Consider the following 15432-nt stretch of genomic DNA (forward strand, 5'->3'; position numbering starts at 1 on the left):
AGGCCCGGGGAGGGGAGAACGACTTGAACGTGCGGCCGATATCGGGGGCGTCGGTGGGGGGCCGGCGGGGCCGGAGGAAGTGGCCGGTGCTCATAGCCGGCGTCCTGCTGATGTCCGTCACCGCGTGCGGTGGGGGCGACTCGGACTCGGGGTCGGGGTCCGGCTCCGGTGGCGGGAAGGGCAAGGACTCCTCCGGGCAGAGCAAGCAGTCCGAAGCCGTGGTGACCATCCTGCCCAAGTCCGGTGCCACCGAGGTGGACACCAGCGGCGCCCTCAAGGTCAGCGCCGGGAAGGGCAAGCTGACCGAGGTCGAGGTCAAGGACGACAAGGGCACCACCATCACGGGCGCCATCACCGGTGACGGCACCGGCTGGAAGCCCTCCACCCACCTGGCCGCCGCGACCAGGTACAAGGTGCACGCGGTGGCCAAGGACTCCGAGGGCAGGGAGGCGGCCGAGGACTCCAGCTTCACCACGCTGACCCCGAAGAACACCTTCGTCGGCTACTTCACCCCCGAGGACGGGTCCACGGTCGGCGTCGGCATGCCGTTCTCCATACGCTTCACCCGGGGCATCACCAACCCCGGAGACGTGAAGAAGGCCGTCCAGATAAAGACCGAGCCGGCCGTCGACGTCGAGGGCCACTGGTTCGGCAACGACCGTCTGGACTTCCGGCCCGAGAACTACTGGAAGGCCGGCACCAAGGTCACCGTCAAGCTGAACCTCGACGGTGTCGAGGGCCGCGACGGCGTCTACGGCAAGCAGTCCAAGACGGTGAAGTTCACGATAGGCCGCAACCAGGTCTCCGTCGTGGACGCCAAGAAGCACACGATGAAGGTCACCCAGGACGGCAAGGTCGTCAAGACCATCCCGGTCACCACCGGCAAGCCCGGCTACGACACCTGGAACGGCCAGATGGTCATGAGCGAGAAGCTCACCGTGACCCGCATGAACGGCGAAACGGTCGGCTACGGCGGCGAGTACGACATCAAGGACGTCCCGCACGCCATCCGCCTGACCAACTCCGGCACCTTCATCCACGGTAACTACTGGGGCGGCGGCGCCTTCGGCAACTACAACGCCAGCCACGGCTGCGTGGGCCTGCGCGACGTCAAGGGCGGCTACGACAGCGGCGTTCCGGCGGCCTGGTTCTTCAACCACTCGATGCTCGGCGACGTGGTGGTCGTCAAGCACTCCAACGACCGCACCGTGGACCCGGACAACGGGCTCAACGGCTGGAACATGTCGTGGGACAAGTGGAAGGCATGAGCCCCCACTGACCGACGCACGGGCCCGGCGCTGTGACGAACAGCACCGGGCCCGCTCGCGTGGTCTGAGCGACCGCACCGACCCGGACGCCGTTAGCCCCCGTGCTGTGTCTGCCTGGGGGGCGACCCCCAGACCCCCGGCAGAGTGTGAGCGACCGCACCGGCCCGGGCGTCGTTGGCCCCCGTGCTGTGTCTGCCTGGGGGGCGACCCCCAGACCCCCGGCAGAGTGTGAGCGACCGCACCGGCCCGGACGCCGTTAGCCCCCGTGCTGTGTCTGCCTGGGGGGCGACCCCCAGACCCCCGGCAGAGTGTGAGCGACCGCACCGGCCCGGACGCCGTTAGCCCCCGTTAACCTGCTGCCCATGACCGTGAATCTCGAAGTCGCCGAAGGCGTGGGGACCCTGCGTCTCGACCGCCCGCCCATGAACGCCCTGGACGTCGCCACGCAGGACCGGCTCAAGGAGCTCGCCGAGGAGGCCACGCGCCGCGACGACGTGCGCGCCGTGGTGATCTACGGAGGCGAGAAGGTGTTCGCGGCGGGCGCGGACATCAAGGAGATACAGGCCATGGACCACACCGCGATGGTCCTGCGCGCCCGCGCCCTCCAGGACTCCTTCACCGCCGTGGCCCGCATTCCCAAGCCGGTGGTCGCGGCCGTCACCGGATACGCGCTGGGCGGTGGCTGCGAACTGGCCCTGTGCGCCGACTACCGCATCGCCGCCGACAACGCCAAGCTCGGCCAGCCGGAGATCCTGCTCGGTCTGATCCCGGGCGCGGGCGGCACCCAGCGGCTGCCCCGGCTGGTCGGCCCCTCCAAGGCCAAGGACCTGATCTTCACCGGCCGCATGGTGAAGGCCGACGAGGCGCTGACGATCGGTCTGGTGGACCGGGTGGTCCCGGCCGCCGAGGTGTACGCCGAGGCGCACGCCTGGGCCGCGAAGCTGGCGCAGGGCCCGGCCATCGCGCTGCGCGCGGCGAAGGAGTCGATCGACACCGGCGTCGAGACCGACCTTGAGACCGGGCTCGCCGTCGAGCGGAACTGGTTCGCGGGGCTGTTCGCCACGGAGGACCGCGAGCGGGGCATGCGCAGCTTCGTGGAGGAGGGGCCGGGCAAGGCGAAGTTCCTCTGAGCCTCTGAGTCTCTGGGCCGCGCGCCACTTCCCGTTACTCCGGGTCCCCCGATGGGGCGGTTTGCAGGAACCTTAAAGCAGCCTTAAGCCTGTCTCGTCGGGGGTTCCCGGCCCTTGCCCGGGAGCGGGTCGTCGCCGCAGGTCGGCCCGGACGGCGGCGGCTCCGTAATGCCCCCGGCATATGCCGACCGCCTCCTGTGTGACGGGAGCGCACGGGGGGCGTATTCCTCCGGAACGGCCCCGGAGGGTGCCCCGGACGGCCATGATGGGGGCATGGCGGGGCTGGAGGGCATCGAACAGCCGCGGGGACAGGGCCGTGCGACCGCGGCGCGCTGGTCGCCTGCGGTCGAGGACGAACGGGCGCTCAAAGCAATCGAGTTGTTCGGCAATCCGACGGAGGCCGAGGTTCCGCTCCCGTCCCGCCCCGAGTCGGCGGCCACCGCCCGCCGGCTCGCCCAGGTCGTCGTCCTGCGCCAGTGGGCGCTCGGCCCGAAGACGGCGGAGGACGTCGTCCTGCTCGTCTCCGAACTCGTGGGCAACGCCGTACGGCACACCGGCGCCCGCGTCTTCGGCCTCCGCATGCGCCGCCGCCGCGGCTGGCTCCGCGTCGAGGTCCGCGACCCCTCCCGGGGGCTGCCCTGTCTGATGCCGGTTCAGGAGATGGACATCAGCGGGCGGGGCCTGTTCCTGGTCGAGAAACTGTCCGACCGCTGGGGCGTTGACCTGCTGCCGCGCGGCAAGACGACCTGGTTCGAGATGCGGGTCGCCGACCGCTAGGTCCGGCCGGTTCCGGGTGCCCCGCAAGCGCCGGACGGGCTGCGTAGCGTCACCGCGACCCGAAAACGTCCCTCGATCGGGCCAATGTGCCCATTTCTTACCATGCGCCCCTTAAATGGTGCGGGTGACCACCACCAACCGACGCGGGGTGCTCCGGGCGGGCGCCGGGCTCGTCGCCGGGGGCGGGCTCGCCGTCGGCTGCGGGGAGTCCGGCGGCCCCGCACACCCCGCCGCGTCCGCCACGCGGCCGCGTGCTTCCGGTCGTTCGGCGGCCACGCCCCGGCCGGCCCCGTCCCCGCGCGCGTTCCCCCGGCACCCCGTCCAGATCACCCACGGCCCGCGCACGGACGCCGCCGTCGCCCTCACCTTCCACGGCCAGGGCGAGCCCGGCCTCGCCCGCCGCCTGCTCACCGAGGCCGAACGGCAGGGCGCCCGGATCACCGTCCTCGCCGTCGGCAACTGGCTCGACGAGCACCCCGACCTGGCCCGCCGGATCCTGGACGGCGGCCATGACCTGGGCAACCACACCCAGCGCCACCTCGCGGTCAACGCCATGTCAGAGGCCGGTGCCCGCGCCGAGATCACCGCGTGCGCGGACCGCCTGAGGCGGCTCACCGGATCGATCGGCACCTGGTTCCGGCCCTCGCGCGCGCCCACCGCCTCCGCGCTGGTCACCCGGCTGGCCCAGGAGGCCGGCTACCCGCACGTGCTGTCGTACGACGTCGACTCGCTGGACTACACCCGGCCCGGCGCCCCCGCCATCACCCGCACGGTCCTGGACCAGGTCCGCGCGGGCTCCGTGGTGAGCCTGCACTTCGGTTATCCCGACACGGTCGTCGCCCTCCCCGCCGTACTCCAAGAACTCGTCCACCGCGGGCTGCGCGCGGTCACCACCACGGAGCTGCTGAGCTGATGCATCCCACCCATGCCGCCCGCGCCCTGGCCGCCGGTTGCGCCCTCGCCGCCCTGACGCTGCTGTCCGCGTGCGGCGGCGGAACCGGGCAACACAAGGAAGAGATCCCCGGCAGCACGGCGCCCGTCCGGCCGTCCGTGCAGAAGGCGCAGGCCGACGCGCTGCCCGGGATGCCTCCCGTGCTCGACCCGGCCGACGTGTACGCCGCCGACCGTCCGGGCCGGCTCTCGCCGGTGGTGCGGGACTTCCCGTCCCGGGTCTACGTGCCCAACACCAACTCCGACACCGTCTCCGTGATCGACCCGAAGACCTACCGGGTCGTCGACACCATCCCGGTGGGCCGGCAGCCCCAGCACGTGGTGCCCTCCTGGGACCTGAAGACGCTCTGGGTCAACGACGACAAGGGCAACACCCTCACCCCCATCGACCCCCGGACGGGGCAGGCGGGCAAACGGGTCGACGTCCACGACCCCTACAACCTGTACTTCACGCCGAACGGCAGATACGCCATCGTGATGGCCTCCCTCGACCGCGAACTGGTCTTCCGCGACGCGCACACCATGAAGAAGGTGAAGACCGTCCCGGTCGCCTGCGCCGGCGTCAACCACGCCGACTTCTCCCCCGACGGCCGGTACTTCATCGTCTCCTGCGAGTTCAGCGGCGACCTGCTCAAGGTCGACACCGAGCGGATGGCGGTGATCGGCAAGCAGAAACTGCCGCTCGCCGGCGCCATGCCGCAGGACGTCAAGATCTCGCCCGACGGCAAGCGGTTCTACGTGGCCGACATGATGGCGGACGGCGTGTGGATCCTGGACGGCGACACCTTCGCCAAGCCCGGCTTCCTCGCCACCGGCAAGGGCGCCCACGGGCTGTACGTCAGCCGCGACTCCCGCGAGATGTACATCTCCAACCGGGGCGAGGGCACCATCTCCGTCTTCGACTTCACCCAGGACCGGCTGACGAAGAAGTGGCACCTGCCCGGCGGTGGCAGCCCCGACATGGGCGGGGTCTCCGCGGACGGCAAGGTCCTGTGGCTGTCCGGCCGTTACGACTCCGAGGTGTACGCCATCGACACCGGCACCGGCAGCCTGCTGGCCCGCATCCCGGTCGGCAGCGGGCCGCACGGCCTGGCCGTCTACCCGCAGCCGGGCCGCTACTCGCTCGGCCACACCGGCATCTTCCGCTAGCGCACGCCGGGACCGCTTGAGTCTCCACCCGCTGGAAGGTCCACACTCGCCGGTGTGAGCGCAGACGGCACCCCCGCGGACCGCACCCCCCTCTTCACCATCGGCGAACTGGCCCGGGCCACCGGCCTCACCGTGCGGACCATCCGCTACTGGTCCGACGAGGGCGCCCTGCCCCCGGTGGCCCGCTCCTCGGGCGGATACCGGCTGTACGACGCCGGGTCCGTCGCCCGCCTGGAACTGATCCGCACGTTGCGCGAGCTCGGCCTCGGCCTCGGCCATGTGCGCCAGGTACTGGCCGGCGAGACGACGGTCGCGGAGGTGGCGGCGGCGCACGTGGCAGCCCTGGACGCGCAGATCCGGTCTTTGAAGGTGACCCGGGCGGTGCTGTCCACGGTGGCGCGACGCGGATCGAGCGCGGAGGAGACGACCCTGATGAACAGACTGGCGCGGCTGTCGGCGGCCGAGCGGCAGCGGATCGTGGACGAGTTCGTGGACGAGATCTTCCATGGGCTCGACACGGCGGACCCGTGGATCCGGGAGCGGACGCGGAGCCTCGGCGTGAGCCTGCCGGACGATCCCGGCCCCGCGCAGGTCGACGCCTGGGTGGAGCTGGCGGAACTGCTGCAGAATCCGGACTTCCGGGCCGCGATGCGCAGGATGATCGAGTACAACGCCGCCGACCGCGGACCCGACGCTCCGGCCGGCTCCTCGGTGCGGTTCTTCGAGCGGCTGATCGAGCTGGTCGGCGACGCGCGTGCGCGGGGCGTGGCGCCCGGCGCCCCGGGGGCGGACGCCGTGCTGGCCGAGCTGCTGGGCGCGGACACCGACCGGGCGGCCGTCCTGCGCCGCATCGATCTGGGCAACGAGGTCGCCCGTTACCGGGAGTTGGCGGCTGTCATCAAGGGGCAGACGGAGCCCCCGAAGTACCGGGAGGAGTTCGCCTGGGTGGTCGCCGCGCTGAAGGCCTGGCCGGGCCGTTAGTCTGACCTGCGTCAGTACGACAGCAAGACCGAAGCAACGCGACAAAAGGGGCGGATCGGTGGCGGACATCGAGGAAGCACGCAAGCAGTTCCAGCGGATCGATGCGGACGGTGACGGTTTCATCACCGCAGCCGAGTTCAAGTCCGCCCTCGCCCAGGGAGGCGACTGGAACGTCACCGACACGGTGGCCGAGGCCGTCATCAGGACCCGTGACCTCAACGGCGACAAGGTCCTGTCCTTCGACGAGTTCTGGGCCTACCTGAGCAAGTGACACGAGCCAGAGGGGGGCGCCCGGCCGGGCGCCCCCCTTTCGGCTACCGGACCGCCCTCTCCGTGGACGCGGTACTGATCCCACGGTTGCCGTAACCCGTGGAATAGCCCGCGCGCCCCCGGGGTTGTCGCCGCACGACAAGCGCATGCGCATGCATCAACCCGGAAGGGCCTGTCATGAAGATCGGCATCATCGGCGCGGGCAACATCGGCGGCAACCTCACCCGGCGGCTCACCGCCCTCGGCCACGACGTCTCCGTCGCCAACTCGCGCGGTCCGCACACGCTCACCGAACTGGCCGAGGAGACGGGCGCGACCCCCGTACCGGCCGAGGAGGCGGCACACGGCGCGGAGGTCGTGGTCGTCACGGTTCCCCTGAAGGCGGTCCCGGCCCTGCCGAAGGGCCTGCTCGACGGGGCGGCCGAGGGCGTGGCCGTGATCGACACCGGCAACTACTACCCGCAGCAGCGGGACGGCCGTATCGCGGCGATCGAGGACGAGGGCCTCACCGAGAGCCGCTGGACCGAACGCCAGATCGAGCACCCCGTGATCAAGGCCTTCAACGGCACCTACGCCCAGGACATCCTCGACCGCCCGCGCCCGGCCGGTGCCCCCGACCGCATGGCCCTGCCGGTGGCCGGCGACGACGCGGCGGCCAAGGCGAAGGTCCGCGCGCTGATCGACGAACTCGGCTTCGACACCGTCGACACGGGCGGCCTCGACGAGTCCTGGCGCCAGCAGCCCGGCACCCCGGTGTACGGCCTGCGGGAAGGTGCGGACGGCGTGCGGAAGGCCCTCGCGGAGGCGTCCGAGGAGCGCCCGGCGGACTTCCGGGGGTAGGACTGCGCCGACCCGGCCCGGACCTACCGACCCACCACCCGGGCCACGAACGCGTCCAGCACCCCGGCTCCCACCTCCACCGGACGGGCCCGGCCCTGCCAGTCCACGACCGGGTGGGAGCGGGCCGCCGTCCGCAGGGACAGCACCCGGTCCCGGGAGCCCTTGCCGTCGCGGACGTCCAGCGCTGCGAGGGCGGCCCGGGCCCAGTCCCGGGCGGAGGCCAGCCAGGGGGCGGCCGGGGCGCGCAGCGCGGCCGGGACCGTGTCCGGGGCCGAGGCGAGGACGGTGAGCCGCTCACGCAGGGCCCGCTCGGCCTTGCCGCCGCCCCGCCAGTACGCCGCCGTCAGCGCCGCCAGTCGCGGTGCCTGCCCGGGGTCCAGCCGTGAGGCCCGGTTGACGTCGGCGAAGGCGCGCAGCGCCGTGAGGGCCCGCCCGTCTCCGCCGGCCAGCACGGCCAGGCCCGCGTCGAGCGCGTCGGCGGGGCGGTACGCCGTGGGGTTCCAGGCGTACGCGGCCATCGAGAACAGCGCCGGGTCGGAGGCGGCGGCCTGGGGCATCGGGTTGGCCAAGAGGCCCGCGACCGCTCCGGGCAGCCCCGCGTCACGACCGGTGTACGGGCCCAGCAGCAGGTGCTGCGCGGTGTAGTCGTTGACCGGGTAGTTGTCCCACACCAGCACCGCGTGCCCGTACCGCTGCCCGGCCTCGCGGGCCTGGTCGGCGCGGATGCGCGGGGAGACGATCCGCGGCCCGGTCCACATCACCGAGACGCCCCGGTCCAGCCGGTCCGCCAGCGCGGACTTGTACGGACCGGCGGCCGACCCGTCGTACTCGGTGGGCACCGTGAGCAGCGGGGCGGCACCCGGACGGGCCTCGAGGAACTCGCGCCGCACCCGGTTCAGCAGGTCCGCCTGCGCCCGGCCGACCGCGCCCCGCCCGCTGCCGTACACGGTCGCGTCGCGTGCGCAGTTCCAGCGGTCGATGTCGATGTCGTCCAGCGGCACGGCGAAGGCCCGCACCCCCGCGTCCCACAGCTGCCGGAACTTGCCGGTCAGCGCGGCGGTGTCCGTGGCGGAGGAGTAGCAGACCGACTGGCCGGGGGAGAGGGCGTACACGAAGGAGACGTGGTCGGCCTCCGCCCGCCGGGCCAGGGTGCGCAGCTCGGCCAGCCGCGCCTCGGGGTAGCGCTCGCGCCAGCGGGCGCGCAGGTAGGGATCGTCCTTGGGGGTGTAGACGTAGGTGTCCAGCTTGAAGCGGGCGGCGAAGTCCAGCTGCTCCAGGCGCTCCCGCTGGGTCCAGGGCTTGCCGTAGAAGCCCTCGACGATCCCGCGGGCCGGGGTGGCGGGCCAGTCGCGGACGCGGAGGGCGGGCAGCTCGGTGCGGGCCGCCGCCGAGCCGACCGGGCGGACCAGTTGGGCGAGGGTCTGGGCGGCGTGGAAGGCGCCGGCCGCGTCCGCCCCGGCGAGGACGGCGCGGGGCCGGCCGTGGTCGGTGCCGACGGCGAGGACGTATCCGCCGGAGGTCAGCTCGCCGGGCCCGTCGGCGCCCAGCGCCGACAGCTCCTTCGGCGTACCGCCCGTCGACACCGTGACCAGCAGCTCCCCGGACCTGGGCGCGTCCCCGAGGCGGACCTGACGGGCGCCGCCCGCGCGCAGCACCCGGGTGACGGCGTCCAGCGTGGCGGTGTCGGTACCGGCGTCGGAGCGCACCGCCACGCCGCGGCCGATCCGCACGGAACCGGCGTCGCGGCGCACACTCCGCGGCGCGGGCCACAGGGCGGGCAGGCCCGCCGGGGCGGCGCCCGCGCGCGTCACGGCCGAGCCACCGCCCGCCGAAGCGGCCGGAGCCGCCGCCGAGGCGCCTGCCGGGCCGTCCGGGCCGCCGCAGGCGCGGGCGGACACCACGACGACCAGGCCGAGCACGAAGCCCAGCAACAGTTGCGGCGGGACTCGGAACCGGCGCACCCGTGCCCCCTCCACCGTCTGTCCGCGCATTGCCATTGCCATTGACCGTGCCAGTGCCAGTGCCACTGACAGTGAACTACCACTTGGGGCACAAATTATGACGGAACGACAGTTTTCGCTTGGCGGTTTCCGCTCTGTCGGCGCGAGATCGTACGCGTCCGTGTGACGTTGTGCCGGAAACATCGGCGAACACATCGGCTATGGCCAGCCGTGCCGGCACCCCCGCCCGCCGGCGACACCCTCCAGTCAGGCGCCGCCCAACAGGGTGAAGACCGGCAGCCCGCGTGCGGTGATGTCATGGGGCCAGTACACCCTGGCCGAGTTCACCGGGGCCGCGCAGCGCGAGCAGGGCGCGGTAGCCGGCGTGCGACTGGGCGACCACCTTCACCCAGCCGTGCAGCAGGACCACCAGGTGGTGTGGCCCCGCCGCTTCCGGGTGAAACCTTCCCGGCCGACGAGCTCGGCCACGCCGGTCGCACGGCACCGGCGTGCCTCCTGTTCCTCCAGGGGCTACCGAACAGTAACCGCTTGCCCTTACGCTGCCGCCAACTCCGTGACGACGAAGGAGATTTCACGTGCGTACGGTCAGACGGCTGGCGGCGCTGCTCGGTGCGGCCGCGATGGTGCTGATGGGACCCGGCGACGCCCATGCGGCCTCGGGGAAGTTGTCCGAGACGACCGCGATCGGTACGCACAACGCGTACGACAAGTCCAAGTACACCTATTTCGCCCAGGCGCTGGACTCGGGAGCCTCGCTGCTCGAACTCGACGTCTACGCCGACAGCGTGAACCACCGCTGGCGGGTCAGCCACAGCAACCCGCTGGGCAACGACAACAACTGCGAATACGCCAGCACCCCGAGCGACCTGTACAGCAAGCAGCGCAACCAGGACCTCGGCAGCTGCCTGGACAACATCGCCGCCTGGAACCAGCTCCACCCCGACCACGCGCCGATCGTCTTCAAGGTCGAGATGAAGGCCGGCTTCAACAACGACGCGGGTCTCGGCCCCGACGAGTTCGACTCGCTGGTCGCCGCGAAGCTGGGCAGCAGCGTGTACAAGCCCTCCGACCTGCTGGGCTCCACGTACTCCACCCTGGACGCGGCGGCCAAGGCGAACGCCTGGCCCAACCGGGACGCCCTCAAGGGCAAGTTCCTCTTCGAGCTCATCCCCGGCACGGTCGAGGAGTCCAACCCCTTCGACCACTACTGGACGGACCAGGAGTACGGCGACCATCTGCGGGACCTGTACGCGGCCGGGAACATCTCCGCCGCCCAGGCCTTCCCCGCGGTCCTCGGCGCGGCGGGCGGCGATCCGCGCACCAGCCGCTACGACGCCTCGATCCAGCCGTGGTTCGTGTTCTTCGACGGTGACGCGGCGTCCTACGTCAACAACGGCTACGCCACGTCCTTCTACTCCGCGAACCACTACATCCTGATCATGACGGACGCCTACAACGTGTCCCCGGCCATCTCCTCGACCGCCCCGACGGACGCCGAGGTCGCGGCCCGGCTGTCCCTGCTGGCGGCGGACCACGCCAGCATCATCACCTCGGACTGGTCGGCGAAGTCGGCATCGGTGCTCGGGTCGGTGACGGCCCGCAGCTGACCGGGCACATCCGGCAATTCGGGGGGTGGCGCCGGATCGAGCGTGCCAGGGTGGGGCATAACCCAGTCAACTCGTGTCACCCCACTGGCACTTCAGGAGTCCCCCCATGTTGCACGGCATCGACGTGAGCGCGTACCAGTCCTCCTCGTACGACACCAGCGGCCTCTCCTTCGTCTTCGTCAAGGCGACGGAGGGCCGTTCGTACGTCAACCCGAGGCTCTCCGCCCAGACGAAGCACGCCCGGGACGCCGGTCTGGTCGTCGGCTTCTACCACTTCCTGTGGCCCGGCGACCTCACCGCCCAGGCCGAGTACTTCCTCAGGCACACCCCCGAGAAGGCGGGCGACATCCTCGCCGTCGACTGGGAGACGACCAGCGAGGGAACGCACGCGAGCAACACGGAGAAGGACCGCTTCATCCGGAAGCTGAAGGAGCTGCGGCCACGCAACCGGGTCCTGCTCTACGCCAACCGGAACTACTGGCTGAACGTGGACATGACCTCGTACGCCGGTGACGGTCTGTGGATCGCCGACTACGTCACCGCGGGCAAGCCCCGGATCAAGGCCAAGTGGCGGTTCCACCAGTACACCAGCGCACCCCACGACAAGGACGTGGCCGCCTTCGCGAGCAAGGCCGCGCTCGTGGAGTGGGCCAAGAAGGACTGAGGGGGTACCCGGAAGGGCATGAAGCTGCGTCTTCCGGGGCGGAATGATCCCCACGGCAGCGACGAGGTCCCCTCGCCCGAGGAGGCGGGGCCCGGCCCCGAGGTCGAGCGGCGCGCGCCGGACGCGCCGACGAAACTGCCGCGGCACGCGTGGAAGGCGGTGCTCAAAGGAAGCCTGCGGGAATTCCAGGACGACGAGCTGACCGACCGGGCCGCGGCGCTCACCTACTACGGCGTCCTCTCGCTCTTCCCCGCCCTGCTGGTGCTCGTGTCCCTGCTGGGGATCACCGGCAGGTCGGTCACCGACAAGGTGCTGGCCAACCTCAGGCAGCTCACTCCCGGCTCGGCCCGGGACATCATCACCCGCGCCGTCGAGCAGCTGCAGAACAACTCCGGCACCGGCTCGATCGTGGCCGTCGTCGGCATCCTGCTGGCGGTGTGGTCGGCGTCCGGGTACGTCGGGGCGTTCATCCGCACGGCCAACCGGGTCTACGACATGCCCGAGGGCCGGCCGATCTGGAAGATCCTTCCGGTGCGCGTCGGACTGACGGTCGTGCTGATGGTGCTCGCGGTGGCCAGTGCGCTGATCGTGGTCTTCAGCGGAGGGCTGGCCCGCCACGCCGGCAAGGCCCTCGGGATCGGCGACACCGCGCTGACGGTGTGGTCGATCGCCAAGTGGCCCGTCCTGGTGCTCCTGGTCACCATCATGATCGCGATCCTGTACTGGGCGGCCCCGAACGCCAAGGTGAAGGGCTTCCGCTGGATCACCCCGGGCAGCTTCCTCGCCCTGCTGATCTGGATGGCCGCCTCCGCCGGGTTCGCGTTCTACGTCGCGAACTTCGGCTCGTACAACAAGACCTACGGCACCATGGCCGGCGTCATCATCTTCCTGGTCTGGCTGTGGATCAGCAATCTCGCCATCCTGCTCGGCCTGGAGTTCGACGCCGAGACGGTCCGGCAGCGGGCGATCACCGGCGGCCTGCCTCCGGACAAGGAGCCCTACACCGAGCCCCGCGACACCCGGAAGTGGGACGAGGAGGACCTGCGCCGACTCGACGACGGGCCCTGAGGAGGGCAGGTCCCGCCGTGATCCGGTCCGAGAGCGGCAAGAATCACCTATCAGGCGCCATTAGTCGCAATACCAGGATGTTGCGGTCACCTTCTCTGGCACGTTACGCCTCTGCCCTTTCTCTCCTTCTCGTCATGGAGGCGACGCGTGCCGTATCCCAAGTGGTCCGATCGGCTGATAGGCCAGATCGATGCCTTCGTGGCCCGCAGGTCCAAGGCGAGCCGGGTACCGGCCCTGGTGCTGGCCAGGCAGGGCGGCGACGCGGCGGCGGCGACCCATCTGGTCCAGGAGTACCGGCACCGGCTCACGCACGGGGACGGGAACCAGCACAGCCGGGTGCCGCACGCCGTCGTCACCAACGGCAGGCGCGGGGGCGGGTTCGTCGAGGCGATGGACGGCGTGGCGCAGCAGCTCCAGCTGACCATGCCGTCGGGGCACCTCGGCCTGCCGCACTTCCACACCTGCCGGGCCGTGCTGGACCAGCAGAGCGGCGTCGGAGACGTCCGGGCCCAGCAGCAGCCGATCCTCGACACACTGCACACCGAGCTGCTGGGCCGGCGGGCGGTGCTCGCGGCCGGCGACAGGTTCGCGCGCTCCTTCGGGCAGCACTTCCTGACCGGCTGGCTCCAGAGCTTCGTAGCGGCGTTGACCGTCGGCTTCCCCCGGTTCTGCTACCGGTTCCATCTGCGGCACTGGGGCCTGCGCTGGGTCGCCGAAGAACTCGGCACGGCCTGCTTCCTGGACGCCGCGCTCTCGTTCTGCCAAGACGGCCAACTGGACCGGGACGACCCGCGAGTGCGCCGGATCCTGCTGCGCGCGCTGCTCACCGACCTGCGCAGGGCCACCCGGTGGAGGTCGCGCCTGAGCCACCTGTGGGCCCGGCGCCGGTGGGCCGTCGTCGTCATGATCCCCGAGATCCACGACGTGAACGGGCCCGGCCGCACCCTGCTCGGCACGTTCGAGGAACTCGCCCGTGACCAGCCGACCCAGCCCCTGCTCATCCTCGCCGCCTGCACGGGACAGCCGCCGGAGTACGCCGTCCCGCTCGACGCCGACATGAACCGTCCGAACGGCATCGCCGACCAGGTCTTCACCGTCCTCACCGAGGGCAGCGAGGAACCCGTGCGCCTGATCACGCTGCACGCCGAGGACGACGAGGAACGCATGGCGGAGACCTGGCTGACCAACCACCCGTGCGTCACCGTCCGCAGGGACAAGTCCGTCGACTGGCTCCGCCCGACCGCGCTGCCGTTCCTGGCCACCGCCACCGCCGGTGCCCTCGTGGCCCAGCACTTCCTCTGGACGGCTCCACCGCGCCCGCACGCGCCGCCGCCCTCCTGCGTGACGGTCTCGACCGGTGAGCGCGTCGGCGTGACCGACGGAAAGCAGTGCGACCTGGCGGTCCCGGGAGAGCGCGGGAAGGAGCTCAAGGAGCTGGAACAGCAGGTCGCGAAGGAGAACGCGAAGATCACCGGCGGCAGGTTCAGGACACTCGTCTTCCTCGCGCCCCTGAGCCTCCAGACCGGCGTGTACGACGACCCGCCGATCGGTCTGCAGATCCTGCGCGGCGTCATCGCCCAACAGCACAAGCTGAACAGCGAGAACCGCCAGAACAAGATGCCGATCCGCCTGCTGATCGCCAACACCGGCCAGTACTTCGCGTACGGCTCGAGCATCGGCAAGGGCCCGGACGTCACCCAGATGATCATCCGCCGCAAGGCGGAGGAGCACATCGTCGCGGTCCTCGGGATCACCCAGAGCCGCCCCGAGTCCCTGCGGGCGGCCCGGGAGCTCGACGAGAAGGGGATCCCGGTGATCGCCAACGGGGTGACCGGCAGCAACATGGTCGGCCCCGGCTCCCCGCCGCGCTACTTCCAGGTCACCACGCCCAACGCGCGGGTCGCCTCGGTCCTGGCCGACTTCATCCACAACGCACCGACGGTCCGGGACCTCGCCAGCGACAGACCGCACCCCGTGGTGGTGTACGACTCGACCGACACCTACTTCAGCACGGACCTGCGGAACCTGTTCGCCGACGCCTACCACAAGTACGGAAAGACCGACGAAGTCGAATTCAGCGAGAAGCCGGGGACGAGGACACCGGAGGACATCGCGACAGCGGTGTGCGACAAGGTCACGGACGCCCACGGCGTCATCGTCTACCTGGGCCGCTCAGGAGTCCTGCCGAGCTTCCTCAACGCCATGCAGCGGGCCGGCGGCCAGTGCCAGCCGTCGCACGGCACCATCCCGCTGATCGCCGAGAGCGCCCCCATCGGCTTCCAGGTCGATCCGGTGGGGACGGCGCAGGCGTACCCGTACATGACGATCTTCTACGAAACGGCGAACGCGCCCACACAGGACCCCCGGGACCCCTACGCCCAGTTCACCCGCGACTTCGCCACGGTCTTCGGCCACCGCGGCGCCGACGCCGACGCCGCCGGCGGCTTCGACACCGTCGGCATCGTCACCAAGGTCGTCGAGAACCTGATCCCCACCTCCCGCAACGGCAACGTCACCTCCGACGACATCTACCTCTGGCTGACCGCCCACGGCGTGTCCCAGTACCCCGGAGCGTCCGGCGTGCTCCGGCTGGACGGCCAGAACAAGTTCCCGCCCGACAAAGCGATGTTCATCCGCGAGATCACGCAACCGACCGGCACGGCCGTCACCTTGCTCAGCTGCGGCATCCTCCCCAACCGCCAGAACCCGGCAACCTGGGGAACCCCACCGCACACCTTCCCCTGCCCGCGGCACTGAGACCTCGGC

The 15432-nt window shown here is 71.1% G+C and carries 13 protein-coding genes; 12 read left to right on the forward strand and 1 reads right to left on the reverse strand.

Going from position 1 to position 15432, the window contains the following annotated elements:
- Window positions 1-23 precede the first annotated feature (23 nt).
- From ACH45E_RS38165 to ACH45E_RS38200, 8 genes are all read left to right on the forward strand, one after another.
- Window positions 24-1268 (forward strand): Ig-like domain-containing protein, encoded by a 1245-nt coding sequence (locus tag ACH45E_RS38165; RefSeq protein ID WP_361452215.1) that lies wholly within the window; start codon window positions 24-26, stop codon window positions 1266-1268.
- 362 nt (window positions 1269-1630) lie between these two features.
- Window positions 1631-2398 (forward strand): enoyl-CoA hydratase-related protein, encoded by a 768-nt coding sequence (locus ACH45E_RS38170; protein WP_361452212.1) that lies wholly within the window; start codon window positions 1631-1633, stop codon window positions 2396-2398.
- 273 nt (window positions 2399-2671) lie between these two features.
- Window positions 2672-3175, forward strand: a complete 504-nt coding sequence (locus tag ACH45E_RS38175; RefSeq protein WP_361452209.1) for an ATP-binding protein — start codon at window positions 2672-2674, stop codon at window positions 3173-3175.
- A 115-nt stretch (window positions 3176-3290) separates the two neighbouring features.
- Window positions 3291-4088, forward strand: a complete 798-nt coding sequence (locus tag ACH45E_RS38180) for a polysaccharide deacetylase family protein (RefSeq protein ID WP_361452206.1) — start codon at window positions 3291-3293, stop codon at window positions 4086-4088.
- Window positions 4088-5275, forward strand: a complete 1188-nt coding sequence (locus ACH45E_RS38185; protein ID WP_361452203.1) for a hypothetical protein — start codon at window positions 4088-4090, stop codon at window positions 5273-5275. Before ACH45E_RS38180 ends, ACH45E_RS38185 begins: the two co-directional genes overlap by 1 nt.
- 54 nt (window positions 5276-5329) lie before the next feature.
- The gene (locus ACH45E_RS38190; protein ID WP_361452200.1) at window positions 5330-6256 is read left to right on the forward strand and encodes a MerR family transcriptional regulator; all 927 of its coding nucleotides are present in this window, start codon (window positions 5330-5332) and stop codon (window positions 6254-6256) included.
- A gap of 58 nt (window positions 6257-6314) precedes the next feature.
- A complete protein-coding gene (locus ACH45E_RS38195) occupies window positions 6315-6527 on the forward strand; it encodes an EF-hand domain-containing protein (RefSeq protein ID WP_199213668.1) in 213 nt (70 codons plus the stop codon).
- Between the two features lie 176 nt (window positions 6528-6703).
- The gene (locus ACH45E_RS38200) at window positions 6704-7366 is read left to right on the forward strand and encodes an NAD(P)-binding domain-containing protein (protein ID WP_361452197.1); all 663 of its coding nucleotides are present in this window, start codon (window positions 6704-6706) and stop codon (window positions 7364-7366) included.
- 23 nt (window positions 7367-7389) lie between these two features.
- On the opposite strand, the gene ACH45E_RS38205 is transcribed toward ACH45E_RS38200, so the two are convergent.
- Entirely contained in the window at window positions 7390-9327 is a 1938-nt protein-coding gene (locus ACH45E_RS38205) for a beta-N-acetylglucosaminidase domain-containing protein (RefSeq protein WP_399042410.1), read from the reverse strand.
- Between the two features lie 575 nt (window positions 9328-9902).
- On the opposite strand from ACH45E_RS38205, the gene ACH45E_RS38210 reads away from it, so the two are divergent.
- From ACH45E_RS38210 to ACH45E_RS38225, 4 genes are all read left to right on the forward strand, one after another.
- A complete protein-coding gene (locus tag ACH45E_RS38210) occupies window positions 9903-10934 on the forward strand; it encodes a phosphatidylinositol-specific phospholipase C domain-containing protein (protein WP_361452191.1) in 1032 nt (343 codons plus the stop codon).
- A 106-nt stretch (window positions 10935-11040) separates the two neighbouring features.
- A complete protein-coding gene (locus ACH45E_RS38215) occupies window positions 11041-11598 on the forward strand; it encodes a GH25 family lysozyme (RefSeq protein WP_361452188.1) in 558 nt (185 codons plus the stop codon).
- Window positions 11599-11616: 18 nt separating this feature from the next.
- The gene (locus tag ACH45E_RS38220; protein ID WP_361452185.1) at window positions 11617-12666 is read left to right on the forward strand and encodes a YihY/virulence factor BrkB family protein; all 1050 of its coding nucleotides are present in this window, start codon (window positions 11617-11619) and stop codon (window positions 12664-12666) included.
- 147 nt (window positions 12667-12813) lie between these two features.
- Window positions 12814-15423, forward strand: coding sequence for an ABC transporter substrate-binding protein (locus ACH45E_RS38225; RefSeq protein WP_361452182.1), 2610 nt, complete (start codon window positions 12814-12816; stop codon window positions 15421-15423).
- Window positions 15424-15432 lie beyond the last annotated feature (9 nt).

Origin of the sequence: Streptomyces sp. NPDC020299, from assembly GCF_044387825.1 — a bacterium.
Lineage (GTDB): Bacteria > Actinomycetota > Actinomycetes > Streptomycetales > Streptomycetaceae > Streptomyces.

Excerpts from the sequence above, each read along its gene's own strand:
- ACH45E_RS38175 (WP_361452209.1), top strand. The coding sequence starts at position 2,672 with ATGGCGGGGCTGGAGGGCATCGAACAGCCGCGGGGACAGGGCCGTGCG.
- ACH45E_RS38170 (WP_361452212.1), top strand. The coding sequence starts at position 1,631 with ATGACCGTGAATCTCGAAGTCGCCGAAGGCGTGGGGACCCTGCGTCTC.
- ACH45E_RS38200 (WP_361452197.1), top strand. The coding sequence starts at position 6,704 with ATGAAGATCGGCATCATCGGCGCGGGCAACATCGGCGGCAACCTCACC.
- ACH45E_RS38185 (WP_361452203.1), top strand. The coding sequence starts at position 4,088 with ATGCATCCCACCCATGCCGCCCGCGCCCTGGCCGCCGGTTGCGCCCTC.
- ACH45E_RS38220 (WP_361452185.1), top strand. The coding sequence starts at position 11,617 with ATGAAGCTGCGTCTTCCGGGGCGGAATGATCCCCACGGCAGCGACGAG.
- ACH45E_RS38180 (WP_361452206.1), top strand. The coding sequence starts at position 3,291 with ATGGTGCGGGTGACCACCACCAACCGACGCGGGGTGCTCCGGGCGGGC.
- ACH45E_RS38215 (WP_361452188.1), top strand. The coding sequence starts at position 11,041 with ATGTTGCACGGCATCGACGTGAGCGCGTACCAGTCCTCCTCGTACGAC.